This is a genomic window from Pseudonocardia kunmingensis, assembly GCF_006716445.1.
In the GTDB taxonomy this organism is placed as follows: Bacteria; Actinomycetota; Actinomycetes; order Mycobacteriales; family Pseudonocardiaceae; genus Pseudonocardia; species Pseudonocardia kunmingensis.
This window is the reverse complement of the sequence record NZ_VFPA01000006.1, coordinates 22,063-47,714: the sequence shown is the minus strand read 5'-3', so window position 1 is coordinate 47,714 and position 25,652 is coordinate 22,063. Positions and strand designations below refer to the sequence as shown.

The 25,652-nt window shown below is 72.4% G+C and carries 25 protein-coding genes; 8 read left to right on the top strand and 17 right to left on the bottom strand.

Annotated features, from left to right (window positions below):
- Window positions 1-215: 215 nt before the first annotated feature.
- Genes FB558_RS36825 through FB558_RS36810 form a run of 4 tightly spaced genes read right to left on the bottom strand, consistent with a single transcriptional unit; the run spans window position 216 to window position 4,331 of the window.
- Complete coding sequence (locus tag FB558_RS36825) at window positions 216-971, bottom strand: enoyl-CoA hydratase/isomerase family protein (RefSeq protein WP_142063229.1); 756 nt, start codon at window positions 969-971, stop codon at window positions 216-218.
- 2 nt (window positions 972-973) lie between these two features.
- Window positions 974-2,023, bottom strand: coding sequence for an acyl-CoA dehydrogenase family protein (locus FB558_RS36820; RefSeq protein ID WP_142062220.1), 1,050 nt, complete (start codon window positions 2,021-2,023; stop codon window positions 974-976).
- Window positions 2,020-3,153, bottom strand: coding sequence for an acyl-CoA dehydrogenase family protein (locus FB558_RS36815; RefSeq protein ID WP_142062217.1), 1,134 nt, complete (start codon window positions 3,151-3,153; stop codon window positions 2,020-2,022). Before FB558_RS36815 ends, FB558_RS36820 begins: the two co-directional genes overlap by 4 nt.
- Window positions 3,144-4,331 carry a CaiB/BaiF CoA transferase family protein gene (locus FB558_RS36810; protein ID WP_170231720.1) on the bottom strand — a complete coding sequence of 396 codons (1,188 nt, stop codon included), beginning with the start codon at window positions 4,329-4,331 and terminating at the stop codon, window positions 3,144-3,146. Before FB558_RS36810 ends, FB558_RS36815 begins: the two co-directional genes overlap by 10 nt.
- 64 nt (window positions 4,332-4,395) lie before the next feature.
- On the opposite strand from FB558_RS36810, the gene FB558_RS36805 reads away from it, so the two are divergent.
- The 3 genes from FB558_RS36805 to FB558_RS36795 are packed head-to-tail and all read left to right on the top strand — an operon-like array spanning window position 4,396 to window position 6,746.
- A complete protein-coding gene (locus FB558_RS36805; protein WP_142062211.1) occupies window positions 4,396-4,791 on the top strand; it encodes a Zn-ribbon domain-containing OB-fold protein in 396 nt (131 codons plus the stop codon).
- Window positions 4,788-5,957 carry an acetyl-CoA acetyltransferase gene (locus FB558_RS36800; protein ID WP_142062208.1) on the top strand — a complete coding sequence of 390 codons (1,170 nt, stop codon included), beginning with the start codon at window positions 4,788-4,790 and terminating at the stop codon, window positions 5,955-5,957. The genes FB558_RS36805 and FB558_RS36800 overlap by 4 nt, the downstream gene beginning before the upstream one ends.
- Before the next feature lie 30 nt (window positions 5,958-5,987).
- Window positions 5,988-6,746 carry an SDR family NAD(P)-dependent oxidoreductase gene (locus FB558_RS36795; protein ID WP_142062205.1) on the top strand — a complete coding sequence of 253 codons (759 nt, stop codon included), beginning with the start codon at window positions 5,988-5,990 and terminating at the stop codon, window positions 6,744-6,746.
- 6 nt (window positions 6,747-6,752) lie between these two features.
- Here the strand turns inward: FB558_RS36795 and FB558_RS36790 are convergent, their stop codons facing one another.
- The 9 genes from FB558_RS36790 to FB558_RS36750 all read right to left on the bottom strand — a co-directional run bounded on the left by FB558_RS36790 (window position 6,753) and on the right by FB558_RS36750 (window position 16,910).
- Window positions 6,753-7,739 (bottom strand): NAD(P)H-dependent flavin oxidoreductase, encoded by a 987-nt coding sequence (locus FB558_RS36790; RefSeq protein ID WP_211367109.1) that lies wholly within the window; start codon window positions 7,737-7,739, stop codon window positions 6,753-6,755.
- 10 nt (window positions 7,740-7,749) lie between these two features.
- The gene (locus FB558_RS36785; RefSeq protein ID WP_246107034.1) at window positions 7,750-8,667 is read right to left on the bottom strand and encodes an enoyl-CoA hydratase-related protein; all 918 of its coding nucleotides are present in this window, start codon (window positions 8,665-8,667) and stop codon (window positions 7,750-7,752) included.
- Window positions 8,667-9,446, bottom strand: coding sequence for an enoyl-CoA hydratase/isomerase family protein (locus tag FB558_RS36780; RefSeq protein ID WP_142062196.1), 780 nt, complete (start codon window positions 9,444-9,446; stop codon window positions 8,667-8,669). Before FB558_RS36780 ends, FB558_RS36785 begins: the two co-directional genes overlap by 1 nt.
- Complete coding sequence (locus FB558_RS36775; RefSeq protein WP_170231719.1) at window positions 9,443-10,462, bottom strand: acyl-CoA dehydrogenase family protein; 1,020 nt, start codon at window positions 10,460-10,462, stop codon at window positions 9,443-9,445. The genes FB558_RS36780 and FB558_RS36775 overlap by 4 nt, the downstream gene beginning before the upstream one ends.
- Window positions 10,459-11,625, bottom strand: a complete 1,167-nt coding sequence (locus FB558_RS36770) for an acyl-CoA dehydrogenase family protein (RefSeq protein ID WP_142062191.1) — start codon at window positions 11,623-11,625, stop codon at window positions 10,459-10,461. Before FB558_RS36770 ends, FB558_RS36775 begins: the two co-directional genes overlap by 4 nt.
- A 13-nt stretch (window positions 11,626-11,638) precedes the next feature.
- Window positions 11,639-13,171 (bottom strand): tripartite tricarboxylate transporter permease, encoded by a 1,533-nt coding sequence (locus FB558_RS36765; RefSeq protein ID WP_142062188.1) that lies wholly within the window; start codon window positions 13,169-13,171, stop codon window positions 11,639-11,641.
- Between the two features lies 1 nt (window position 13,172).
- Window positions 13,173-13,688, bottom strand: coding sequence for a tripartite tricarboxylate transporter TctB family protein (locus FB558_RS36760; RefSeq protein WP_142062185.1), 516 nt, complete (start codon window positions 13,686-13,688; stop codon window positions 13,173-13,175).
- Window positions 13,689-13,693: 5 nt separating this feature from the next.
- Window positions 13,694-14,674: a Bug family tripartite tricarboxylate transporter substrate binding protein gene (locus FB558_RS36755; protein WP_142062182.1), complete on the bottom strand. Its 981-nt coding sequence runs from the start codon at window positions 14,672-14,674 to the stop codon at window positions 13,694-13,696.
- 70 nt (window positions 14,675-14,744) lie between these two features.
- Complete coding sequence (locus FB558_RS36750) at window positions 14,745-16,910, bottom strand: acetate--CoA ligase family protein (protein WP_170231718.1); 2,166 nt, start codon at window positions 16,908-16,910, stop codon at window positions 14,745-14,747.
- A 141-nt stretch (window positions 16,911-17,051) separates the two neighbouring features.
- Between FB558_RS36750 and FB558_RS36745 the strand changes: the two genes are divergently transcribed.
- Window positions 17,052-17,753, top strand: a complete 702-nt coding sequence (locus tag FB558_RS36745) for a GntR family transcriptional regulator (RefSeq protein WP_142062176.1) — start codon at window positions 17,052-17,054, stop codon at window positions 17,751-17,753.
- 48 nt (window positions 17,754-17,801) lie between these two features.
- Here FB558_RS36745 and FB558_RS36740 read toward each other — a convergent pair whose 3' ends face one another.
- Together FB558_RS36740 and FB558_RS36735 are read right to left on the bottom strand one after the other, a co-directional pair.
- Window positions 17,802-18,038 (bottom strand): hypothetical protein, encoded by a 237-nt coding sequence (locus FB558_RS36740; protein WP_142062173.1) that lies wholly within the window; start codon window positions 18,036-18,038, stop codon window positions 17,802-17,804.
- A gap of 121 nt (window positions 18,039-18,159) precedes the next feature.
- A complete protein-coding gene (locus FB558_RS36735; protein WP_142062170.1) occupies window positions 18,160-18,903 on the bottom strand; it encodes a FadR/GntR family transcriptional regulator in 744 nt (247 codons plus the stop codon).
- 211 nt (window positions 18,904-19,114) lie between these two features.
- Between FB558_RS36735 and FB558_RS36730 the strand changes: the two genes are divergently transcribed.
- The 4 genes from FB558_RS36730 to FB558_RS36715 are packed head-to-tail and all read left to right on the top strand — an operon-like array spanning window position 19,115 to window position 23,500.
- On the top strand, window positions 19,115-20,362 hold the full coding sequence (locus FB558_RS36730) for an aminotransferase class V-fold PLP-dependent enzyme (protein ID WP_142062167.1): 1,248 nt from the start codon (window positions 19,115-19,117) through the stop codon (window positions 20,360-20,362).
- Entirely contained in the window at window positions 20,359-21,669 is a 1,311-nt protein-coding gene (locus FB558_RS36725; protein WP_142062164.1) for an ABC transporter substrate-binding protein, read from the top strand. The genes FB558_RS36730 and FB558_RS36725 overlap by 4 nt, the downstream gene beginning before the upstream one ends.
- A 2-nt stretch (window positions 21,670-21,671) precedes the next feature.
- Window positions 21,672-22,667 (top strand): carbohydrate ABC transporter permease, encoded by a 996-nt coding sequence (locus FB558_RS36720; protein WP_142062161.1) that lies wholly within the window; start codon window positions 21,672-21,674, stop codon window positions 22,665-22,667.
- On the top strand, window positions 22,664-23,500 hold the full coding sequence (locus tag FB558_RS36715) for a carbohydrate ABC transporter permease (protein ID WP_142062158.1): 837 nt from the start codon (window positions 22,664-22,666) through the stop codon (window positions 23,498-23,500). The genes FB558_RS36720 and FB558_RS36715 overlap by 4 nt, the downstream gene beginning before the upstream one ends.
- 41 nt (window positions 23,501-23,541) lie before the next feature.
- Here FB558_RS36715 and FB558_RS36710 read toward each other — a convergent pair whose 3' ends face one another.
- Together FB558_RS36710 and FB558_RS36705 are read right to left on the bottom strand one after the other, a co-directional pair.
- Window positions 23,542-24,453 carry a DedA family protein gene (locus FB558_RS36710; RefSeq protein WP_246107033.1) on the bottom strand — a complete coding sequence of 304 codons (912 nt, stop codon included), beginning with the start codon at window positions 24,451-24,453 and terminating at the stop codon, window positions 23,542-23,544.
- 97 nt (window positions 24,454-24,550) lie between these two features.
- On the bottom strand, window positions 24,551-25,501 hold the full coding sequence (locus tag FB558_RS36705; protein ID WP_142062155.1) for an AraC family transcriptional regulator: 951 nt from the start codon (window positions 25,499-25,501) through the stop codon (window positions 24,551-24,553).
- Between the last annotated feature and the right edge of the window lie 151 nt (window positions 25,502-25,652).

Genomic DNA, 25,652 nt, shown 5'->3' with positions numbered 1-25,652 from the left:
ACCGGCGCCTCGCGGATCCCCGTCCGAGATCGCCTCGCGCATGGTGTCCTCTCGTCCTCCGTGCCCCCGTTCACGACACCATGGTCGTGCAGGTCACGCCACTCGTGCGAAGACCGCGGAGGCCTTTGTCCGCGGCCTCCGACGCCCTCATCCCGGTGCTCACCCGCAAGGCGCAGGAGATCAGCACCGACCTCGGCGGCTGACGGCCGCCCCGATCAGCGACCGCGGAAGACCGGCGCGCGGCGCTCCAGGCTGGCGGCGATCCCCTCGGCGCTGTCCCCGGTCCGCCAGAGCCGGGCCTGCTCGGCGAGCTCGCGCTCGCGCACGCTCTCGACCTGCTCGGCCAGCGGGCCCCGGAGGGTCTCGCGGATCGAGGCCACCGCGAGCGGCGCCTGCGCGGCGATCTCCTCCGCGAACGCCAGCGCCGCGGCGCGGATGTCGCCGTCCTCGGCCAACCGGTCGACCAGGCCGATCGCGTGCGCCTCCGCGCCGGTGACCCGGCGCGCGGTGTAGAGCAGCTCCGCCGCCCGCTGGTGGCCGACGATCTGCGGCAGGCTCACGCTGAGCCCGAAGCCCTGGTGGAAGCCGAGTGCGGCGAAGTTGGCGAGGAACCGGGAGCCCGGCGAGGCGACCCGGAAGTCGGCGGCGCAGGCGAGCCCGAGCCCACCGCCGACCGCGCGCCCCTGTACCGCGGCCACCACCGGGATCTCCGCGCGGAACAGGCGCACCGCCTGCCGGTAGAGGCGCGACGAGCTCGCCACCCGCTCGTCCCCCATCGCGCCCTCGCCGAAGTTGGCCCCGGCGCAGAAGTGCTTGCCCGCCGCGGCCAGCACGACGGCGCGGCAGCCGTCGGCCGCGAGTTCGGAGATCGCGGTCGTGATCGCGTGGAGGATGTCGTGGTCGAAGAAGTTGGCCGGCGGCCGGTTCATCTCCAGGACGGCCACCTGACCGCGCACCTCGACGTTCAGCATGGTCACAGCCGGACCTCCAGGTCAGGACGGGCGTCCGCGATCAGCGCGGGGAGGGACGGCGCCGCGGCGACGGCGGTGCCGAGCGCCGGCGCGAGACCGCGCTCCGCACCGTCGGACGAGCGCCACACCACCAGGCGACGGGTGAACTGCTGGAGGCGGTACTCGCGGGTCATGCCGATCGCGCCGTGGGCCTGGTGGGCGGCCCGCGCGGCGGTCGAGGCGTTCTCGGACACGACCAGCTTGGTCGCGGTGATCTCGAACGAGGCATCGCGGTCCATGGCGGCGAGCGCGGCCTGATCGACGGCGAGCGCGGACATCGCCGCCATCTGCGCGACGGTCACCACGCGGTGCTGGACCGCTTGGAACGCACCGATCGGCTTACCGAACTGGACCCGCTCGGCGACGTACCGGCGGGTCAGCTCGTCGACGGCCTCCATCAGGCCTGCGAGCTGCGCCGACCGGAGCAACGCGGTCCGCATCGAGAGGGCACGTCGATCGATCCGGCCCGGGAGGACCCGGGCCGCGGCGCCGTCCAGGTGGGCGGTGCCGCGCGGCATCCCGGCGAGGTCGCGCCCCGCGACCGTCTCGAACGACCCGGCAGGCACGACGACGAGGTCGGTGCCGGCGACGGTGACGATCGCCGTGGCTCCGGGGAGCCAGGCGACGTCGTGCAGGGTGCCGCTCACCCGGTCATCGCGCACCGCGAGATCGTCGCGCGGGTCCGTCGCGACGGTGAGCGGGCCCGGGGGGATCGTCTGGGACGCGGCCGCGAGCAACCAGCCGGCCACGTGGTGCTCGGCCAGCGGGAGCGGCGCGGCGTGCCGGGCGGCGGTGCGCAGCACCGTGACGGTGTCGAGCAGCGACCCGCCGGCCCCGCCCGCCGCCTCCTCCAGCCCGACGGTGGTCAGCCCGAGGCCGGACGCGGCGGACCAGAGGTCGTCCGGCATGCCGGACTCCTCGGCGGCGGCGACGACCTCATGGCCGCTCGTGTCCCGGAAGAAGGTGTCCACCAGGTCGACCAGGTCGGGGTCGACGGTCGGTGCGGCGCTCACCGGCGCAGTCCTTTCGCGATCACCGAGCGCAGGATCTCGGTGGTACCGCCGCGGATGGTCCACGACGGCGACACGAGCACGGCCCTGGCCAGCAGGGCCTCGTACGGGTCGGAGGATCCGGGGTCGGGGGCGCGGCCGAGGTGGCGGGCCACGACGTCGACGCACTCCTGCTCGAACCGGCAGGCCATCTCCTTCACCAGCGCCGCCTCGGTCACCGGCGACTCCCCCGCGTCCACGGCGCGCGCGACGGCGAGCGACATCTGCCGGAACGCCCAGCACCGCGCGGTGATCGAGCCGAGCGCGGCGACGGCGTCGGGGTCGGGGTCGGGATCGGCGCCCTGCTGCCGGGCCCAGTGCCCGAGTACGGGCATGAGGGACATCCACCGGTCGACGCCGCCGCGCTCCAGCGCGAGCTCGCTGGTGTTCTGCGCCCACCCGGCTCCGACCTCGCCGAGGCGGCGGCCGTCGGGCACGCGCACGTCGTCGAACGAGATCTCGCAGAAGTCCGCGGTGCCGTCGATGAACGGGATGGGCGAGACGGTCAGGCCCGGGGTGTGCCGGTCCACCACGAACTGGGTCAGCCCGCCGTGCCGGTCGTCGCTGGTCCGGAAGAGCGCGAGGATGTGGGTGGCGGTGTCCGCGCCGGTCGTCCACACCTTCGTCCCGTTGACCCGCCACCCCCCGCCGTCGGGCTCGGCCCGCGTGCGCAGCGATGCGAGGTCGGACCCCGAATCCGGTTCGCTCATCCCGATGGCGAAGGAGTACTCGCCCGAGGCGATCCCCGGCAGGATCTCGCGCTTGAGCGCCTCGGTGCCGTTCATCGCGATGTTCGGGCCGGACTGCCGGTCGGCGATCCAGTGGTGGCCCACCGGCGCTCCGCGCGCGAGCAGCTCCTCGACGACGAGCAGCCGCTCCACGGCCGTGCGGCCCCCTCCCCCGTACTCCTTCGGCAGGGACATGCCCAGCCACCCGCGCTTCCCGAGGTCGCGGGAGAACTCCGGATCGACCGCGCCGGCCATGCCTAGGCCGAGGGGGTAGCTGCCCGGCGGGAGCCGTTCGTCCAGGAACGTCCGGACCTCGCCCTGCAGCTGCTGCTCGGCGGGACTCAGCACCGTTGCCGTCAGGCGCATTCGCCTGCCTCCTCCCCACGACAGGCCACCTCGCCGAGGATCTCGGCGTTGTGCTCACCCGCCAGGGGCGCCGGGCGCCGCAGCCCACCCGGCGTCCGCGAGAAGTTCGCCATCTGCGGGATCACCCGGTACGCGCCGACGTGCGGGTGGGAGGCCAGCGGCAGCTCGTCCACCAGGTCCTGGAGGGAGGCGACCCGGGTGGCCGGGATGCCGTGGGTGCGGCAGTACTCCAGCCACTCGTCCGTGGTGCGGGTCGGGGTGAGCGCCCGGACGTCGCGGTAGAGGGAGTCCGAGTTGAGCAACGTCGAGCGCATGTCCGTGTAGCGCGGGTCGGTGTCGGCGTCCGTGGCGCCGCCGTCGGAGAACAGCGTGCGGTAGTGCTTGGGCAGGTACGGGAAGAGGTGGATGTAGCCGTCCTTGGTGGGGTGCGGCCTGCGCTCGGGCGAGAGCACCCGCGGGTACCCGGTCGCCTCGCGCCCCTCGGCCACCACCGGGGGCTCGCTGATCGCCCCGCTGCCGTGCTCGGCCAGCATGAACGCGCTCGTCGCCTGCTGCATCGGCACCTCGACGTGCTGGCCGTGGCCCGTGCGCTCCCGGTGGAACAGGGCGGCGCAGATCGCCTGCGCCATCACCAGCCCGCAGACCTTGTCGGCGAAGATCGTCGGCAGGAGCGCCGGACGGCCGAAGACCCGCTCGACCATGTCGGCGACCCCGCTGGCCGCCTGGATGATGTCGTCGTAGGCCGGTTCCTCGGAGCGCTCGCCCGCCAGCGGGAACCCCTGCGCCTGGCAGTAGACCAGGTCGGGCTTGATCTCCCGCAGGCTGTCGTAGTCGAGGCCGAGCCGGGTGAGCACCTGCGGACGCATCGTCGACACCACCACGTCGCAGGTGGCGACGAGGCTGCGGAGGACGGCCATCCCGTCGTCCGACTTCAGGTCGAGGTCGATCGAGCGCTTGTTGCGCAGCAGGTTCAACGCGATACCGGAGAGCTGCGGATGGGGGCCCGGACCCATGACGCGGTTGGTGTCGCCGCCCTTCGCCTCGACGAGGATCACGTCGGCGCCCTGGTCGGCAAGCACCTGCGTGGCGAGCGGCCCCATGACGACGCGGGTCAGGTCGAGCACGCGGACGCCGTGCAACGGACCGGGCGCGCCCGACCGGGGTTCGTCCTCACTCATCGACAGCACAGCAATAATGTATACTCTTGTGAATGCACTGTCCATCACGGATGCTGGGAGCGCGATGAGCGACGAGAAGGACGTGGCCGAGATCGTCGGCGACTCTCCCCCCGGGATCGCGTACGAGCGGCTGGCCGCCGCGCAGGTGCTGGGCTACCAGCGGTGCACCGCCTGCGCGCACGCCGTGTTCACGCCGCGGGTGCTGTGCCCGGCGTGCGGGAGCGTCGAGCTGACCTGGACGGCGTCGGCAGGCGTCGGCAGCGTCTACTCGGTGACGACGCTGCAGCCGCGCCACCAGCAGCCCCACGCCGTCGCCCTGATCGACCTGGACGAGGGCTTCCGGATGATGTCCCAGGTCGTCGACGTCCCGGCCGACGAGGTCGCCATCGACTCCCGCGTCCAGGTCGTCTTCCGCGACGCCGAGGACGGCCCGCTCCCCTACTTCCGGCCGGTGTCATGACCAGGGACGAGACGGCACTGCGCGGCGTCGCCTCGGTCGTCGGGATCGCCGAGGCGGGCATCGGGGAGGTCGGCCCCGGGATCTCGTCCCTCGACCTCATCGGCGAGGCCACCGCCGCCGCACTGGCCGACGCCGGGCTGCGGAAGAGCGACATCGACGCGGTCCTGTGCCACTCCGCGTTCTTCAACCTGCCGGCCAACACCGTCAGCGAGTACCTCGGGATCCGGCCGCGCTACTTCGACACCACCGCCACCGGCGGCAGCTCGTTCGTGGCCCACCTGCGCCACGCCGCCGCCGCGATCGACGCCGGGCTCTGCGACGTCGCGCTCATCGTCTACGGCAGCACCCAGCGCTCCTCCTCCGGTGGCCTGATGACCTCCGGCGCCGCGCTCACGAAGTCCTACGAAGCGCCGTTCCGCCCGCGGATGCCCGTGTCCGCCTACGCGCTGACCGCGGCCCGCCACATGCACGAGTACGGCACCACCCGCGCGCAGCTCGCCGAGGTGGCCGTGGCGGCGCGCCGGTGGGCGCAGCGCAACCCCGCGGCGTACAAGCGCGACCCGCTCACCGTCGACGACGTGCTCGGGTCGCGGATGGTGTCGAGCCCGCTGTCCGTCCTGGACTGCTGCCTGGTCACCGACGGCGCAGGCGCGGTGATCGTCACCTCCACCGAGCGGGCCGCGGACCTGGCGCAACCGCCGGTCCCCATCCTCGGCGTCGGCGAGGCCGGCTGGCACATGAACATCTCGGCGACCACCGACATCACCACCACCGCGGCCAAGGAGTCGGGCGAGCGGGCGTTCCGGGCGGCCGGGCTGGGCGTCGCGGACGTGGACGTCGTGCAGCTCTACGACGCCTTCACCATCAACACGATCCTCTTCCTCGAAGACCTCGGCTTCTGCGCGAAGGGCGAGGGTGGCGCGTTCGTCGCGGACGGCGCGATCGCGCCGGGGGGCAGGCTGCCGGTCAACACCAACGGCGGCGGCCTCTCCTTCTGCCACCCCGGCATGTACGGGATCTTCACGATCATCGAGGCGGTCCGGCAGCTGCGCGGCCAGGCCGGCGAGCGGCAGGTCGACGACGTGCACGTGGCGCTCGCGCACGGCAACGGCGGCACCCTCTCCAGCGAGGTCACCGCGCTCCTCGGCGACCTGAGCACCCTCTGACCGATCCGCCCCACGCACAGGAGGACCTCCATGGGCACCCCCACCCTGCAGGACCGCGTCGCGGTGGTCACCGGCGCCGCCCAGGGCATCGGCCTCGCGGTCGCGGAGGCCTACGCCGGCGAGGGCGCCAGGGTCGCCGTCGTCGACATCGACGAGGACGGGGCCACCGAGGCCGCCGCGCGGATCCGGCGCAGCGGCGGCACCGCGATCGGCGTCGGCTGCGACGTCAGCAGGCGCGCCGACGTCGACGCCGCGGCCGCCCGGGTGGCCGCGGAGATCGGCACCATCACGATCCTGGTCTCCAACGCCGGGATCACCCGCCCGGCGATGCTGTGGAAGATGACCGACGAGCAGTGGGACAGCGTGCTGGCGGTCCACGTCAACGGCAGCTTCTACTGGCTGCAGGCGGTCACCCCCGGCATGCGCGAGGCGAAGCAGGGCAACATCATCTTCACCACCTCGGCGGCCGGCATCCAGGGCACCATCGGCCAGATCAACTACGCCACTGCCAAGGCCGGGCTGATGGGCATGGCCCGCTCGGCCGCCCGGGAGCTGGCCACGGACGGCATCATCGTCAACGCCGTCGCCCCGGCCGCGGCCACCCCGATGACGGAGACGATCCGGACCGACGAGCGGTTCCGGTCCACCTACCTCGACACGATCCCGCTCGGCCGGTGGGCCGAGCCCGAGGAGCTCAGCGGCGTCTACGTCTTCCTCGCCTCCCCCGCCGCAAGCTACTTCACCGGCCAGACGATGTCGGTCGACGGCGGCCGTGTGATGGTGCGCTGACACCAGTCAGGCGCTGTGCCGGTCGGCGCGCAGCCCGGCGAGCCGCGACCCGATGATCTCCTCGGCCTCGCCGACGATCCGATCGATCAACTCGGCCACGGTGGGCACGTCGTCGATCAGCCCCTGCACCATGCCGACCGACCAGATCCCCGCGTCGAGGTCGCCGGTCTCGTAGACCTCCCGGCCGCGGACGCCCGCCACCAGCTCACGGACGTCGTCGAACGTGGCGCCGCCGTCGAGCAGGCGCACCACCTCGCGGCTCACCTCGTTGCCGGCCACCCGCGCGGTGTTGCGCAACGGCCGGAAGATCAGCTCCGTCTCGCGCTCGGTCGCCTCGACGATGCGGCGCTTGACGTCGTCGTGGATGCCGGACTCGACGGTGCACATGAACCGGGTCCCCATATTGATCCCGTCGGCGCCCAGTGCGAGCGCGGCGACCAGACCACGGGCGTCCGCGAACCCACCCGAGGCGATCATCGGGATGTCGATCACCTGGGCGGCGGCCGGGATCAGCACCAGGCCGGGGATGTCGTCCTCGCCGGGGTGGCCCGCGCATTCGAAGCCGTCGATGCTGATGCCGTCGACGCCGATCGCCTGGGCCTTGAGCGCGTGCCGGACGCTCGTGCACTTGTGCAGGACCTTGATCCCGGCCTCGTGGAAGGACGGCAGGTGCGGGGCGGGGTTGGCGCCCGCGGTCTCGACGATCGTGATGCCCGCCTCGATGATCGCCTGCCGGTACTCGTCGTACGGCGGCGGGTTGATCGAGGGCAGGATGGTCAGGTTCACCCCGAACGGCCGGTCGGTGAGATCGCGCGCCCGCGCGATCTCCTTGACCAGGTTCTCCGGGGTCGGCTGGGTGAGCGCGGTGATGATGCCGAGGCCACCGGCCTCGGCCACCGCGGCGGCCAGTCCGGCCCGGCCGACCCATTGCATCCCGCCCTGGACGATCGGGTGCTCGACCCCGAAGACCTCGGTGAACGACGTACGCAGCACGGCTCTCCTGTCAGTTCGGGTGCACGGTCCGGTCCGGCCGATCGGGCCAGCTCGGGACGCGGTCGGGAAGGTCATGGGGGACGCGGGCGGTGAAGGCAGCGGGGCGCTTCTCGAGGAAGGCCGCCACCCCCTCGGCCGCGTCCGGGCCCTGCTTCAGCGCGGCGATCACGTGGGTCTCGAGCCGGTGCGCCTCCCAGGGCGAGGCCTCGCCGAGCATCGACCACAGCAACCGGCGGGTGGCCGCGACCGAGACGCCCGAGGTGTTCTCCGCGACCTCGCGGGCCACCGCGAGCGCCCGGTCGAGCACGTCCGCAGTGGGCACCACCTCCGAGACCAGACCCGCGCGCAGCGCCTCGTCGGAACCGAAGACCGAGCCGGTCATCGTCCAGCGCATCGCCTGCGAGATCCCGACCAGCCGCGGCAGGAACCAGCTCGACGCGGCCTCGGGGGCGATGCCGCGACGGGCGAAGACGAAGCCGAACTTCGCGTCCTCGGCCGCGATCCGGACGTCCATGGGCAGGGTCATCGTGATGCCGACGCCGATCGCGGCACCGTTGATCGCCGCGATCACCGGCTTCGCCATCGCCGCCACCCGCAGCGACACCACGCCGCCGCCGTCTCGCGGCAGCCCGTCGATGGTGTCGTCGCTGCTGGTCGCGCCGGCGGCGCGGCGGTGACCGGCGTAGCTGAACGGGGCGTCGCCCTTCGCGCCGAGGTCCGCGCCCGCGCAGAAGCCGCGGCCCGCGCCGGTGACCACGACCGCGCGGACGTCGTCGTCGGCGTCGGCGCGGTCCATCGCAGCCACCAGCTCGGCGCGCATCACCGGCGTGAAGGCGTTCAGCCGGTCCGGCCGGTGCAGGGTCACCACCGCGATCCGGTCGGCGACCGCATAGGTGATCTCGGTGAATTCGGTGGTCCCGGTCGTCATCAGCCGCCCCATTCGCCGGTGTAGGTCGCCGCGGTCTTCGCGGTGAACGCACGCCGGGCGGCCGCGAGGTCCGCGGTGCCGTAGTTGACCGCCTGGGCCCGGGCCTCGCCGTCGATCGCGTCCCGGAGCGACGAACCCAGCCCGGCGTGCAGCAGCTCCTTGTTCTGCGCCACCGCGATCGGCGGCATCGCGGCCAACCGGCCCGCCAGGTCGTCGACGTGCGCGTCGATCTCGTCGTCGTCGACGATCTCGGTGACGATGCCGAGCTCCCTCGCCCGGTCGGCGCCGATGATCTCGCCGAGGTAGGCGAGCCGTTTCGCCTGCTGCAGCCCCATCACGCGGGTCAGCAGCCAGCTGCTGCCGAAGTCGAGGGAGAGCGCCCGCCTGGCGAAGATCGCGGAGAACCGCGCGCCCGGGGTGGCGACCACGAAGTCCGCGCACAGGGCGAGGCCGAGCCCCGCGCCGACGGCGACGCCCCGGACCTTCGCGATCACCGGCTTGGGCAGGGTGCAGACCTCCTCGGCCGTCCGGCCGATCGTGCGGACCCGGGTGAGCGGGTGACCGGGTGCGGACGCGGAGATGTCGGCGCCGCTGCAGAACGCGTCACCGGCGCCCTCGATCACCACGGCCCGGACCTCGTCGTCCGACCCGGCGTCCCGGAAGACGTCGAAGAGCGCGGCCCACGACGCCGGTGTCATCGCGTTCTTCACCGCGGGCCGGTTGAGGGTGACGGTGAGGACGTTCTCCCGCAGCCCGGTCAGGACGGCCTCGTCGCTCACGACGCCCTCCTCGCCAGCGCGTCCCGACCGGCCTGGACCGACAACCTGTGCCGACCGCCGTGGGCCTGCTCGAGCGCCTTGCCGCGTTTGAGCCACATCCCCAGGTCGTGCTCCCACGTGAAGCCGATGCCGCCGTGGATCTGCAGCGCGACCCGGTTGGCCTCGAACTCGGCGTCGAGGGCGCAGATGCGGGCCGCGCGGGCCGCGGCGGTGGCGTCCGGCTGCCCGGTGGCGACGCTCCACGCGGACGCGTGCGCGGCCAGCCGGGCCATGCGGACCAGGACGGTCGCGGCGGCGAGCTGGTGCTTGACCCCCTGGAAGGAGCCGATCGCCCGGCCGAACTGCACCCGCACCCCGGCATAGGAGACGGTCAGATCGAGCATCCGTTGCGAGAGACCGATCAGCACCGCGGCCGAGCCGGACGCCTCCAGCGCGGCGATGGCCGGCAGTGCCTCCCGGCCGCCGGGAAGCGGTTCGGCGACTCCCGCGGGCACCTCGACCCGAAACTGGCGGCGCGCCGGGTCGACGGCGCGCAGCGGCGTCAGGGTGAGCGCGGCGGTGGGCGCCAGCGCGAGCCCGTCGCCGTCGGCGAACACCAGCACGTCGGCCACGTGCGCGTCCGGGACGGAGTCGAGCGTGTGCAGCGCGAGCGTCACCCGGCGCTCCCCGGCGGCGATGGCGGGCAGCCAGTCCGCCCGCTGCGCCGGCGAGCCGGCCAGCGCGAGGGCCGCGGGCCCGGTGACCAGCGCCTCGAGCAGCGCGTCGGGCGCACACGCCTTGCCGATCTCCTCGAGCACGAGGACGAGGTCGAGCAGGCTCCCGGCGGCGCCGCCGTGCTCCTCGGGGACGAGGATGCCGGGCAGGCCGATCCCGGCCAGCCCCCGCCGCAGCGCCGGCGAGCGGCCGGTCGGGTCGTCCCACAGCGAGCGCATCGCCTCGGGCGCGCATTCCTTCTCCAGCAGCCGGGCCACCGCCTCGGCGAGGGCGATCTGCTCGTCGTCGAACGAGAACTTCACGGTCGGGGTTCCTTCGGCAGGCCGAGCATCCGCTCGGCGATGATGTTCTTCTGGATCTCGTTGGAACCGGCGAAGATCTCCGCGGCCCGGCCGTGCCAGTAGTTGCGGTGCATCCCGCGCAGCTCGCGGTCCGGTCCCATCCAGTCCGGGATCTCGGCCCCGTGCCCGAGCACGGCGAGGTGCTCCTCGTGGATCGCGGTCTGCAGTTCGGTCAGGCGGATCTTCACCACGCTGGAGAAGTGGTCGTCGGGGAGGTTGCGGGCCGTCATGTCCGTCGAGCAGTAGGCCGCCTGCTCGTAGGCGTAGGTCCACGCCGCCAGGTCGCCGAGCCTGCCGAGGACACCGGTGTCGTCGGGCGCGAGCCGGGCGACGTCGTCGGCGACGTCGTGCAACGCCATCGCCATCCGCGTGTGGGTGCCCCGCCCGGTCCCGCGCTCCAGCTGCAGCGAGGTCTGCGCGACCCGCCACCCGTCGTTCAGCTCGCCGACGACGTTGCCCAGCGGCACCCGGACCCCGCTGAAGAAGACCTCCGCGAAGCCGGCGTTGCCGTGCAGCTGGGTGAGCGGACGGATCTCGACCCCGGGCGTCCTCATGTCGATGACGACGAAGCTGATCCCCCGGTGCTTGCGCGCCGTCGGATCGGTGCGCACCAGCGCGAACATCGTGTCGGCGATGATCCCCTGCGATGTCCAGGTCTTCTGCCCGTCGACGACCAGCTCGTCCCCCTCGACGCGGCCGGTGGTCTTCAGGTTGGCGAGGTCGCTGCCGGCCTCGGGCTCGGAGAAGCCCTGGCACCAGATGTTCTCGCAGCTGAGGATGCCGGGCAGCCACCGCTGCTTCTGCTCGTCGGTGCCGTGGGCCAGCACGGTCGGGCCGCCGTGGACCAGGCCCATCTTGTTGAGCCGCTCGGGCAGCCCGAACCGCGCGTACTCCTCGTCGTAGATCAGCTGGTGCCACGCGTCCAGGCCGCGGCCGCCCGCGTGGACCGGCCAGGCCGGGGCGGCGTACCCGGCCTCGTACAGCGTGCGCTCCCACTCCATGTGCTGGGAGAAGCCGGGCTCCGCGTAGGGGGGCGCGAGCGCCTCCTTCGGGCCGTGGGCCGCAAACCAGGCCCGCAGCTCCTCGCGGAACCGGTTCTGCTCGTCGGTGAACAACAGGTCCATCGCAGTTCCCGCCTCAGTCCTCTGCCATCTGCTTGGTCCGGGTGAGGACGCCGGTCGAGTCGCCCCTGCGGCGCCGGAGGACGGCACCGACGACGGTGCCGACCAGGACCAGGACGGTGCATGCGACCAGCGCACCGGAGAACGGCCTGGTCACGAAGATGCTGACGTCGCCGCCGGAGGTGAGCATCGACTGGCGGAACGCCGTCTCGAGGATCGCGCCGAGCACGAACGCGAGCACCAGCGGCGCCGCCTCGAAGCCCGTCTTGCGCATCAGGTAGCCGAGCACCCCGGCACCGAGCATCACCATCATGTCGAAGGTGCTGCCGTTGACGGTGTAGACGCCGATCATCGAGATCAGCAGCGCCATCGCGCCGATGACCCCCATCCGGACCCGCAACAGCTGCACGAAGAGGCCGACCAGGGGGACGTTGAGCACGAGCAGGATGATGTTGCCGATCACCATCGACGCCACGACGCCCCAGAAAACTTCGGGGTGGTCGGTGATCATCGACGGTCCCGGGGTGACGTCCTGGATCATCAGCGCGCCGAGGATCAGCGCGAGGACGGCGTTGGACGGCAGCCCGAGGGTCAGCAGCGGGATGAACGCCGAGATCGAGGAGGCGTTGTTGGCCGTCTCCGGTCCGGCGACGCCCTCGATCGCACCCCGGCCGAACTCCTCCGGCCGCGTGGCGACCTTCTTCTCGACCGCGTACGAGGTGAGCGAGGACATCACGCCGCCGCCACCGGGGAGCATCCCGATCGGGAACCCGAGCAGGGTGCCGCGGGCGATCGGGCCGCGCGACCGGGCCCAGTCCGCCCGGGTCGGGAGGATCCGCCCGACGGCGCCGATCCGGCCGCCCTGCCGGTTGCGGTCCTCCAAGGCGTGCAGGATCTCGCCGACCCCGAAGACGCCCATCGCGATCGCGACGAGGTCGAGCCCGGAGAACAGGTCGGGGTTGTCGAAGGTGAACCGCGAGGTCCCGCTGATCGTGTCCTGCCCGACGGTGGCCAGCAGCAGGCCGAGCAGCGCGGCGAGCACGCTCTTGTACGTCGAGCGGGTTCCGAGGTAGGTGACCAGGACCAGGCCGAGCACGGTGAGCGCGGCGAACTCCGGCGGCCCGAACCGGACCGCGACGGCAGCCAGCTGCGGTGCGACGAACACCAGGCCGAGCACGGCGACCGTGCCGCCGATGAACGAGCCGAACGCGGCGATGCCGAGCGCAGGCCCGGAGCGTCCCTGCCTGGTCATCTCGTAGCCGTCGATCGCGGTGACCGCGGTGGCAGCCTCACCCGGGATGCGCAGCAGGACCGAGGTGATCGTGCCGCCGTACATCGACCCGTAGTAGACGCCGGCCAGCATGATGATCGCCGACTCCGGCCGCATGCCGAAGGTGATCGGCAGCAGCAGCGCGATCGTGGCGGTGGGCCCGAGGCCGGGCAGCACGCCGATCACGGTGCCGATGACGACCCCGAGCACGACGAAGAGCAGGTTCTGCGGCTGGAAGACGACGTCGAAGCCCTCCAGGAGGGAGCCCAGCGCGTCCATTTCAGCGGCCACCCCACAGCTGGGCGATCAGGTCGTCGGGCAGGGCGACCCCGAGCGCGACCACGAAGAGCAGGTAGCTCAGCAGCGTCCCGACCACGCCGACGCCGACCGCGACCTTCCAGCTCTCCCGGGCCAGCACCTTCAGCCAGAACATCACCAGCAGGATCCCGGGCAGGATCACGCCGGCGTAACTGAACAGGACGATGAAGAGGTAGAGCACCACCACCCCGACCCCGACCCGCCACGACTCGGCGCCGAACCGCTCGGTCCCGGCCTCGGTGTCGATGGCCAGGCCGAGCAGCGCGGTGACGGCGAGCGCCACCGTGAGCACCAGCGGCCAGAACCCGGGGCCGGGCTGGGTGAGCGAGCCGACGTCGAGGTCGCGGCCGGCCGACCAGAACACGGCGGAGATGGCCACCACGGCGGCCAGCGGCAGCTTGGTGCCCCACAACGGCACCGGCGGCCGGCCGGTCTCCCCGCCCCCGGTCGCGGGCGCCGCTGCCTCCGGGGCTTTCATCGCGCTCAAGCGAAGAGCTTCTGCAGGATCGGACCGATCTGGTCGACCTCGGCCCGCATCTGGCCGGACAGCTCCTCGGAGCCGATGAACTCGGGCGCGACCCGCTCCTCTCCGAGCACCTTGACGGTCTCCGGGTCGGCCAGCGCCTCCTGCAAGGCCGACTCCAGCGAGGCGACGATCTCGGCGGGGGTCTCCGCGGGCGCGGCCAGGATGAAGGTGGAGTTGCCGAAGGTCAGCTCCGGGAAGCCGAGCTCGACCAGCGTCGGGGCGTCCGGGACGTACTCCAGCCGCTCCGCGGCGCCGACCGCCACGACCCGGGCCTTGCCCTCGTCGACCTGCGCGAGCGAGACCTGCGCGTTGGAGCCGAACACCGCGTCGACGTTGCCCCCGATCAGCCCGGTCATCGCGGGCGACTCGCCCTCGAACGGGACGATGCGGAACGAGACGCCGTAGAGCTCCTTCATCCGGACCAGCTCGACGTGCTGCGGCGACTGGGCACCCGGGGTACCCACCGTGATGGTGTCGGGGTTCGCCTTCGCCGCCGCGAACAGGTCCTCACCGCTCTGATACGGCGAGCCGGCGGGAACGTAGACCATCCCGGGGCCGACCGTGACCGTGCCGATCGGCGTCAGGTCCTCGAAGGTGTAGCCGACGTCCTCGATCAGCGGCACGCGGCTGACCGCGGAGGCCGTGGTCATCGCGATGGTGTAGCCGTCGGGCTTGCTGTTGGCGACCTCGGCGGTACCGATGCCACCCGAAGCGCCCTCGACGTTCTCGGCCACGACGGGGACGCCGTACTTCTCCTCCATGTGCCTCGCGACCGCGCGCCCACCCAGGTCGGTGGGACCGCCGGCGGCGTAGGTCACGACCATTCTGATCTCGTCGGCCGGGTACTCGTCCGCGCCCGCGGTCGGATCGCTGTTGGCGCAGCCGGCCGCGGCCAGCGCGAGCACGAGCACCGTCGCGCAGATCCGGGAACGTCTCATGGCCTTGCTCTCCTCAACGTCGTTGTTCGGATGACAGATCGCCACGCGCGGGCGTCGGGACTCCGGGGGGTCAGGACCGCCGGCCGGTGCGGGTCGTGATCAACGCGTCGACCGCGAGGCCGCCGTGGCCGCGCGGGCGGGCCAGGAAGGGGTTCACCTCGACGCTGTCGAGCACGTCCCGGTTCGCGTGGGCGAGGCGAGAGAGCGCGCTGAGCGCCTGGGCGAGCGCGTCGAGGTCGACCGGTGGCCTGCCGCGCGCGCCGTCGAGAACGGCGAAGCCGCGGATCTCGCGGATCATCTCCATCCCCGTCTGCGGGCCGAACGGGGCGAGCCGGTAGGTGACGTCTCCGAGCACCTCGACGAGGACGCCACCGAGACCGAACAGCACGACCGGGCCGAACGTCGGGTCGTTGAACGCACCGAGGATGGTCTCGACGCCGTCGGTGACCATCGGCGCCACCAGCACCCCGTCGACGCGCGCGTCCGGGCGGGCCGAGTGGGCGGCCGCGCGGATGCGGGTGTACGCCTCCGCGGCTGCGTCCCCGCTCCGGACGTCCAGAGCGACGCCACCCACCTCGGTCTTGTGCGGGATGTCGGGCGAGACGACCTTCAGCACCACCGGTCCGTCGACGGCCTCGGCCGCCGCGGCGGCATCCTCGGCGGAGGTGACCACCCGCTCCTCGACGACCGGCACCCCGGCCTCGGCCAGGATCGTCTTGGCCATTACCTCGGTCACGGCGCCGTCGGCGGCGATGCGCGGCGCCGCGCCGCCGCCGCGGTCGTCCGTGGCGCGCCCGGCCTCGAGAGCGTGGGTGGCGAGCCGGCCCGCGGCCCGGACCGCGGCGCTGACGTCGGGGAAGACCGCGATGCCCAGCTCCTCCACCGCGCTGCGGACCTCCGGGGTGGCGAGCATCGCGATGAAGAGCGGGACGTCCGGGTGGGCCTCGCGGACCCGGCCCAGCATCGAGACGACCAGGTCGGTCCAGGGCTCCAGCCTGCCCATGTAGGTCAGGGCCATGACGAGACAGTCGTACTGCTTCTCGCGCAGCACCACGTCGGCGAAGTCGCCCAGCAGCGTCTCGGAGTTCATCACCTGCGCGGTGAGGTCGATCGGGTTGTTGACCCCGGCGGGCGGCCAGATCGCGCGGAGCTCGGCGCGCAGCGCGTTGGGCACCGGCGGCACCTGCAGGCCAGCCTCGGTGGCGACGTCGGCCATCAGGATGCCCATCCCACCCGAGGTGGTGAAGAGCCCGACGCGGTCGCCCTCCGGGGCCTTCCCGACGGTGGCGGCGTAGGTCAGGTCGAGCACCTCGTCCATGGAGTGGACGCGGATGACGCCGTACTGCCGGAACAGGGCGTCGAAGACCTGGTCGGCGCCGACCAGCGATGCGGTGTGGGACGCCGCGGCCCGCGCGCCCGCCTCCGACGTGCCCACCTTGAGCATCACGACGGTCTTGCCGCGCTGCTGGGCGATGGCGAGCGCCTCCCGCAGCTTGTCGCCGTCGCGCGCGCCCTCCAAGTAGGCGGCGATGACCGGGGCGTCGTCGTGGAGCGCGACCCAGGCCAGCGCGTCGGCGAAGTCGATGTCACCCTCGTTGCCGGTGGCGATCCAGGTCGGGAACTCGATGCCGCGGTCGAGGCCCTCGACCACCCAGTGCGCGGCCATCGCACCGCTCTGCGACACGAGCGCGGCCCGGCCGTGGATCGGGCGGGTGGGGCGGACGCCCGTCGCGGCCGCGAACGTGCCGACCGCACCGGTGCGCCGGTTCAGGCTGCCGATCGTGTTCGGCCCGAGGATCCGGACCCCGACCGCCTTCGCGGTTTCGAGCAGTCGGCGCTGCCGCTCGGCCCCCTCGTCGTCCTGCTCGCTGAAGCCCGCGCTGAACACCGTGGCGACCTTGACGCCCTTGCGGCCGCACGCCTCGATCGCGGGCAGCACGTGGTCGCGCGGCACGGCGACGACCGCGAGGTCGACCGGGCCGTCGACGTCATCGAGGCTCGCGTGGGCGCGCACCCCCTGCACCTCGTCGTAACGCGGGTTGATGGGGTGGATCCCGCCGCCGAACCCCGACTCCTTCAGGAAGCGCAGCGGCCGCCCGCCGATCTTGGTCGGATCCGAGGAGGCTCCGAAGATCGCGATCCCGCGCGGCGTGGCGAGCGCGTCGAGGCCGGTCAGGTCGACGTGGGACGTGGGTACCGTCCCGCTGACGCGCGGCTCGACGTAGTTCACCGTCACGTGGTGTCCCCTTCCGGCAGCGCGTGTGTCGCGTGACACCGTCGTCGGCACATGGAAGCACCGCCCGCGCGTGACTGCAATAATGTATACGAAAAAGTTTGGCATACTCTCGTGCCGCCGCCGCCGATCCTCGGAGCCCGCATGCCCACCTCGCAGACCTCCCCGAAGGCCAGTCGGAAGGTGCCGCGGAAGTCCACGCAGAAGGCCACCGGCGTGGCGCGCTGCCTCGCCGAGATCCGGCGGATGATCGCCACCGGTGAGCTCCTGCCCGGGCAGAAGGTGCACCAGGCCGAGCTGGCCGCCCAGCTCGACATGAGCCGCATCCCCGTGCGGGAGGCGCTCTCGACCCTGCAGGCCGAGGGCGTGCTCGTGCACAAGCCGAACACCGGGTTCACGGTCGGCAGGTTCAGCAGCGAGGACCTGAGCGAGATCTACCTGATGCGACGGCTGCTCGAAACCGAGATCATCCGATCTATCGACCTGGCCACCGTCGACGCCGACGAGCTGGATCGGCTCGACGGCTGCCTCGACGCTCTCTCACCGGCCGACGAGCCGGACGCCTACCAGTCGGCCAACCTCGACTTCCACTTCCGGCTCTTCGAGTACTCCGCGCTCACGCTGGTGCGCCAGGAGGTCTCGCGCCTCTGGTACATGTCGAGCTTCTACCGGTCGCTCTACCTGGACCAGGAGACCGCGACCCTCCAGGTCCACGACGCCCACCAGCGGATCATCCAGGCGGTCCGCGACCAGGACGTCGACGCGCTTATCGCGGCCAGCGACGCGCACCGTGCCGCCACCGAGGAGCTGGTCATCCGGCGCCTCGGCCGCTCCCGTCCCCGCTGACGGGCCCAGGAGGCGGACCGGCGATCGACGGCGAACTCCCCACTGCGGTCAGCGCAGCGCCTCCCGGAATTCCTCAGCACCGTCACCGCCCGGCCCCGAATGCACCGCGCGCAGGACGGCGAGCGCGAGAACGCCGGCGAACGCCGGGGCCCCGATCCGGCCGGTCGTCACGAGCGCGACGAGAAAAAAGGACAACTGGCAGCATCCCCGCGTAGGTCGCACCACCGACCGGTTCCGGCGCTCGCTGATCTTCCACTTCGTGCCGCGGTCGAGCGCCCAGATCACCCGCTTCTACAACCCCTGCTCACGCCGGACGGCAACAAGGCCGACATCGCGGACGGTGGCGGGGCGTGCGACGAACGCCGGACACCCCGCCGTACCGCACTGAGCGGTCCCTGCGTCGCGGTCAGTGGTGCTCCGCGGCTGCGTCCGCGGAGCCCGTGGGGCCTCCGCGCGGCGCGCCGTCCTCCTCCAGCGGAGGCATGAGGTCGCGCAGCCACCGCTCCGTCTGGGCGACGTGCGCCTCGGCGGCCCCGGCGGCGGCACCCGGGTCGCGGTCGGCGATCGCCGTGGCGAGCACCCGGTGGTCCTCGTCGCTCTTGCGCCGCAGGTCCGGGCCCTCGGGGAGGGTGAACACCTGGTACTTGCGCGAGCGGGAGCGGAAGACCGCGAGCAGGGAGGCGAGGGCGGGGTTCCCGGCGGAGCGGGCGATCTCGGCGTGGAACCGGTGATCGAGCTCCGACGCCTCGGCCGGGTCGTCGGTGGCCTCCATCGCCTCGATGAGCGCGGAGAGCGTCTCCACGGTCTCCGGCGTCCGGCGGGCTGCGGCCTTCGCCGCGACGTGTGCTTCGAGAACCCGCCGGATCTCGTACATCTCCAACAGCCCGGACAGCGGTAGGAGCTGGAAGGTCAGCGCCAGGCTGCCGATGACGTCCTCCGGGCGCAGGGGGGAGACGTAGGTCCCTGAGCCGTGGCGCGGCTCCAGGACGCCCAGCGCCGCGAGCATCCGCACGGCCTCGCGCAGCGAGCCCCGCGAGACGCCCAGCTCCGCGCAGAGGTCCCCCTCGGGCGGGATGCGCTCGCCCGCACCGAGGCGACCCGTCGCGATCATGTGGCGTAGCCCGTGGAACGCCTTGTCGACTGCGGACATCGGTCCCTCCCGGCCGCCGCCGAGCGACCGCGGCACAGCACGCACTGTACCGAGTCATCAGAAGTGTTCGAGGTTCGGACACCAAGTCGTCCAATGACTTCTCGGCTGAACCCCTTGCGTCGACCACAATCGGCTGCCACAGTGCTCAGTCATCCGACGTGTTGAGCAGACCGTCGGACGTCCCGGCCCGCGCCGTCTGATGTGGAGATCCGTGAGCAAGATCGAGGTCATCGCCCCCCCGCGCCCGCTGCGGCTCGCCGGTGGCCGGCCTGCCGCCGACGCGTGGACCCTCGATCCCGCGATGCGGCACCTGAACCACGGCTCGTTCGGTGCCGTGCCGCTCCCGGCGCAGGAACGGCAGAACCAGCTGCGCGCGGAGATGGAGCGCGCCCCGATCGTCTGGTTCCCGGCGCTGCCGCAGCGGATCGCGGCCGCCCGCGTCGAGATCGCCGCCTTCCTGGGGGTGGCCCCAGGCGACCTCGCGCTGGTGCCGAACGCCAGCGCGGGCATCAGCGCCGTGTACGCCGCGCTCCCCCGCCGCCGCGGCGGCGAGATCGTGGTCACCGACCACGGCTACGGGGCGGTGACCATGGGCGCCGAGCGGCTGGCGCGCCGCTGGGGCGGCCGCGTCCGCACCGCCCGGGTACCCCTGGACGCGGGCGAGGAGCAGGCGTACGACGCGGTGGTCGCCGAGCTCGGCGACGCCACGGACCTCGTCGTGGTGGACCACATCACCTCGGCGACCGCGCGCCGCATGCCGGTGGAGCGGATCGGAGCGGAGGCCCGGCGCCGCGGCATCCCGCTGCTCGTCGACGGCGCGCACGCCCCCGGCCTGATCGACACGCCGCTGGACGGGGTGGACTGCGACTTCTGGGTCGGCAACCTGCACAAGTGGGGCTGCGCACCCCGCGGCACCGCCGCCCTCGTCGCCCGGGGCCCGCTCCGCGACCGGCTCCACCCCCTGATCGACTCGTGGGCTGCCGCCGACCCCTACCCCGACCGGTTCGACCAGCAGGGCACGGTCGACGCCACCAACTACCTGGCGGCGCCCGTGGCGCTCGACTTCGTCGAGCGGACCTGGGGCTGGGACACCGCCCGGGCCTACATGGCGGCGCTCGCCGACTACGCCGAGCAGGTCGTCGGCGCCGCGTTCGCCGCGCTGACCGGTGACCCCCGCGCGGTCGACGTCGGCATGCCGGTGCCCGGCATGCGGCTGGTGCGGCTGCCCGCGGGCCTGGCCGACAGCCGGGAGGCCGCCGACGGGCTGCGCGACCGGGTGGCCCGGGAGCTCGGCGTCGAGGCGGCCTTCACCAGCTTCGACGGCACCGCCTACATGCGCCTGTCCGCGCACGTCTACAACACCGCCGCCGACTACGAGCACTTCGCCGACGCCTGCGTCCCCGTCCTCGCCGGGTGGGCCCGCGCGGCCGCCCAACCAGTGGAGAAGGTCAGCCCATGAGAAGAACCAAGGCAGCTCTCGCGCTCGGCGTGGCCGCCGCGATGGTCCTCCCCGCCTGCTCCGCGTTCGGCGGCGGCGGCGACGGCGACGGCGGGACGGTCACGCTCAACATGGTGGAGAGCCTCACGAACCCCACCCGCACGGAGCTGCTCGAGGGCCTGATCGAGGACTTCGAGCAGCAGCACCCGGACGTCGACGTCAACCTGATCTCGCCGCCCACCGAGCAGGCCGACCAGAAGCTGCAGCAGATGCTCATGTCGGGCAGCGGCATCGACGTGCTCGAGGTGCGTGACATCACCGTCGGCCCCTTCTCGACCAACGGGTGGCTGCACGACATGAAGGCCGACCTCGAGGGCTGGGACGGCTGGCAGGCCATGACCGAGAACGCGGTCAACGCCGCCCAGGACGGCGAGGGCCGGACCTTCTACGTGCCTTACGGCTTCTACGGGCTGAGCCTGTTCTACCGCACGGACCTGATCGCGCAGGCCGGCTTCAGCGCGCCGCCTTCCACCTGGGACGAGCTGCTGCAGCAGGCCTCGGCGATCCACGACCCGGCCCAGCGCCGTTACGGCTACGCCTTCCGCGGTGGCTCCAACGCCAACAGCAACGTCACCGCCGCCATCTCGGCCTACGTCGCCGACCGGATCGACCCCGCGAACGGCTTCCAGCTGACGGACGGGAGCACGATCTTCTCCGCGCCGGAGGCGCAGCAGGCCGTCGAGACCTACTTCCAGCTGTTCCGGACGGCGTCCGCGGAGTCGTCGGTCTCCTGGGGCTACCCGGAGATGGTCGAGGCCTTCTCCAACGGGTCCACCGCCTTCCTGCTGCAGGACCCCGAGGTGATCGCCACGGTCCGCGAGTCCCAGGCGATCTCGCAGGACCAGTGGACCACGGCCCCACTGCCGACCGGCCCGAGCGGCAAGACCGTCCAGCCGCTGGCCAGCGCGGGCTGGGGCGTCGCCGCCGCGAGCACCCACAAGCCCGAGGCGCTCGAGCTGGTGAAGTTCCTCGCCGGGGGTGACGCCGCTGCCGCCTTCGCCAAGGGGAACAGCCTGGTGCCGACGCTCACGTCGGCTGGTGAGGACGAGTTCTACCGGACCGGTCCGTGGGCGAGCTACGTGACGATGACCGAGAACCCGCAGACCTACCTCAACATCACGCAGCCGCGTGGCGTCGCCTGGTGGACCGAGTGGGAGCAGAAGGCCGACGCCGACGTGCAGCAGGTGTTGCTCGGCACGATGACGCCGACCGAGCTGCTGGCCGAGTGGGACGCGTTCTGGACGCAGAAGTGGCAGCAGGGGAACTAGGCGTGCCCGCCACGTCAGCGACGACGGCGCAGGAGGCGGGGCGTCGCTCGCCCGCGGGGTCCGCCCCGTCACGGCCGGGCGGCGCCGCGCGCCCCAAGCGCGAGTTCACCACCCGCCGCGGCCTGGTCATCGCCGCCTACCTGGCCCCGGCCGCGATCTTCGTCGCGATCTTCACGTACTACCCGGTGATCGCGGGCAGCCAGATGGCCTTCCGCAACTGGAAGCTGACCGACCTCACCGACACCTCGTGGGTGGGCCTGCAGAACTTCCGCGACGTGTTCGCCGACCCCGCGTGGGGCACGGTCCTCGCCAACACCGCCGTGTGGGTGGTCGGCTCCATCGTGCCCCAGCTGGTGATCGGCTTCGCGCTCGCGTTGTGGCTGCGCCGGAAGTTCCGCTTCCGCGGCCTCTACCAGGCGCTGGTCTTCTTCCCCTGGGCGGTCTCCGGCTTCCTCATCGGCATCCTGTTCCGCTGGTTGTTCAACAGCGAGTTCGGGGCGGTCAACGACCTGCTGCAGAAGGCCGGGCTGATCGACACGCCGATCCCGTGGCTGGCCGCGCCCGACACGGCGATGGTCGCCGTCGTGATCGCCAACGTCTGGTACGGCGTCACGTTCTTCGCGATCATGATCCTGGCCGCGCTGCAGTCCATCCCGGACGAGCTGTACGAGGCCGCGGCGCTGGACGGGGCGGGCAAGGCGCGCACGCTGTTCCAGATCATCATCCCCTACATCCGCACCACGCTGGTCCTGACCGTGCTCCTGCGGATCATCTGGACCTTCAACTTCCCCGACCTGATCTTCGGCATGACCGGCGGCGGCCCGAACAACCAGACGCACATCGTGACCACCTGGATGATCCAGACCACGCAGCAGGGCGACTACGGCCGGGCCTCCGCGCTCGGCCTGCTCATCGTCGCCGGGCTGTTGCTGTTCGCGGTCTTCTTCCTGCTGGCCACCCGCGAGCGGCGAGAGGTGAAGGGCGTGATCGGCTCGTGATCGGCAAGGAGACCACGGCCGGCCGGGCCACGAAGTTCACCTTCCTGGGGCTCTGGCTGCTCTTCACCGTCTTCCCGCTCTACTGGATCGCGGTGACGTCGCTCAAGGCGCCCGGTGACGTCTTCGCCTGGCCCATCGCCTACTGGCCCGACACGTTCTCACTGGAGAACTACCGCGGCCTGTTCGACAAGGCCGACTTCGGCGTCTACCTCGCCAACAGCCTGGTCATCTCCACCCTGGCCGCCGCCGCGGCCACGGTGATCTCGATGCTGGCCGGGTACGTGCTGGCGCGCTTCGAGTTCCGCACGAAGTCCGCGCTGCTGATGGCCGCCCTGGTCACGCAGATGATCCCGGCCTTCATCGCGCTCGGGCCGCTCTACCTGCTGATGACCGACCTCGACCTGGTCGACAACCGGTTCGGGCTCGTCCTGGTCTACGTCGCCGTGTGCATCCCGTTCTGCACGGTGATGCTGCGCGGCTTCTTCGCCAACATCCCCGAGGCGCTGGAAGAGGCGGCGATGATCGACGGCCTTTCCCGCTTCGGGGCCCTGTTCCGGGTGCTGCTGCCCGTGATGCGGCCCGGCATCGTGGCCGCGTTCATCTTCAACTTCGTCAACTGCTGGAACGAGCTGTTCCTGTCGGTGACGTTGATGAACAGCGACGGCAACAAGACCATCCCCACCGCGCTCAACGGGTTCATCTCCAGCTTCAACATCGACTGGGGGTCGATGTCGGCAGCGGCCGTGCTCACCATCGCGCCCACGATGCTGCTGTTCGCGTTCGCCAGCAGGCACATCGTCCAGGGGCTCACCGCCGGGGCGGTCAAGGGCTGAGGCGGTGCGCGTGACCGGGGAACCGCGGCGCAGACACCGCCCTACGCCGCCGGCCGCCCGCCCGACCGCTTCGCCCGGTCCTCCCGGTGGCCGCGGTGCGCCGCCCGGGCCGACACCACGACGACCAGCGCCAGCGTGATCCACAACGCGTACTCGTCGATCATCAGGACGACGTCGACCGCGTGCTGGCCCACCCCGTGACCGAGGCCCGCGACGAGCCCCGCGACCAGCGCGGCCCCGAGCGCGTCGAAGATCAGGAACGAGGTCAGCCGCATACCGGCGAGCCCGGCCACGGCGTACACCGCCGGTGCGGGGATCCCGGGCAGCGCCGCCGCCATGACGACCAGCGGCATCGCCCAGGCCGGCCAGGACCGGACCCGGGACACGAGCCGCTTCGCGGCGCCGCCGGGCGCGAACAACTCGACGATCTTGGCGCCCCACCGCCGTCCGGCCAGCCAGAACAGCCAGTCGAACTTGATCATCCCGAACACGCCCGCGGCGATCACCAGCCACAGCTCGCCCTCGCCGATCCGCGCGAACGCCGCCCCCGCACCGATCGCGGAGAGGCTGCCGGTGACGGCGCTCAACGCGATCGGGTGGGACGCCAGCAGGAAGGGCCGCACCGGCATCGTGGCCACCATCAGCAGCACGACCCCGAGCGTCGAGAAGACCAGGACCTTGTCCCCCCGCGACATCGGGTGGTCCCACGGCATGGCGGCCCGCCACGCCTGCTGCGCCTGCTCCAGCTCCTCCGGCGAGTAGTCCTTGCTCCGCCACCGGAACCGCTTGCGGGCACGCCCCGACGACGGTGGCGGCGCGCTGTCCGCGGACCCCTCGACCGCGGACATGACCCGCACCGGCCCCGTCGGGCTCCCACCGGCACCCGGATCGATGCGCGGCAACCGGGCCGTCTCGTCCTCCGGACCGCCTGCGCCGCCGTTCGTCCCGGTCATCGCTCCCCCCTCCTCGGGCGTCCTGCCCCGTCAGGGGACAGTCGACACGGTGCCGTTGCGGCAGGGTCAAGCCCGACCCCTCATCGGGTGGCCCGGCTCACACGCCGCTCCCGCTCGGGACGGCCCGGCGGCGGAACTCGCTGGGCGCGACCCCGCGGACCCGTTTGAACGCCGCGCTGAACCCGAACGCGTCGGAGTAGCCCACCGTCCGTGCGACCTCGGCGATCGTGGCCTGCGCGCGCTGGGTCAACAGGTCGGCCGCGAGCGTCATCCGCCAGCGGGTGAGGTAGGTCAGCGGCGGCTCGCCGACCAGGTCGGTGAACCGCTTCGCCAGCGTCGCCCGCGCCACGCCGGTCCGGTCGGCCAGCTCACCGACCGTCCACGGGGTGGCCGGTTCGGCGTGCAGCAGCCGCAGCGCGTGGCCGACGACCGGGTCGCGGTGCGCGGCGTACCAGGCAGGCGGTTCGCCGCCGGGCCGGTCGAACCACGCGCGCAGGCAGCAGACCAGCATCCAGTCCAGCAGCCGGTCGAGGACGGCCTGCTGGCCGGGGGCGTCCACGGCGACCTCGGCGACCAGGAGGTCCCGCACGGCGCCGGCGGTGCCGTCGGGCGCGATGCGCAGGACGTCGGGCAGCGCGTCGAGCAGCCGCCTTCCGATCTCGCCCCGCACCGGGTAGGCCCCCACGACCAGGGTCGTCGCGTCGCCCGGCCCCGCCGGTGCGGGGTCGTTCCAGCCGAGCCGGTGCCGCGTGCCGCCCTGCTCGGGCGTCGCGCAGTGCTCGCCGCAGTCGACCGGCTCGGCCGCGGTCCCGATCTCGTCGACGAAACCGAACGGCGAGGGCCCCTTCACGATCAGCGTGTCACCGGCGGCGAGGTGCTCGGCGGGATGCCCTTCCGGGAGGACCCACCCCGCCCCGTCGAGCACGATGCACATCGTCAACGGCGCGCCGTCGACGAACCGCAGCGACCACGGCGCCGTCAGCGTCGAGCTGCCGAACAACGACCCGTGGGCACGCACCCCGCGGAACAGGTCACCGAAGGCGTCCACCCCGCCGACCCTAGACGATCACACAGGGATCCGGCTCCGCACCCGTGGGTCCGTCCGGGCGGACCGGCATTTGACCCTGCCGCAACGGCACGGTGTTCCGTGGAGCCCGCACCCCGGTGACGCCCGCCGCGATACCGGCCGTCCTGCAACC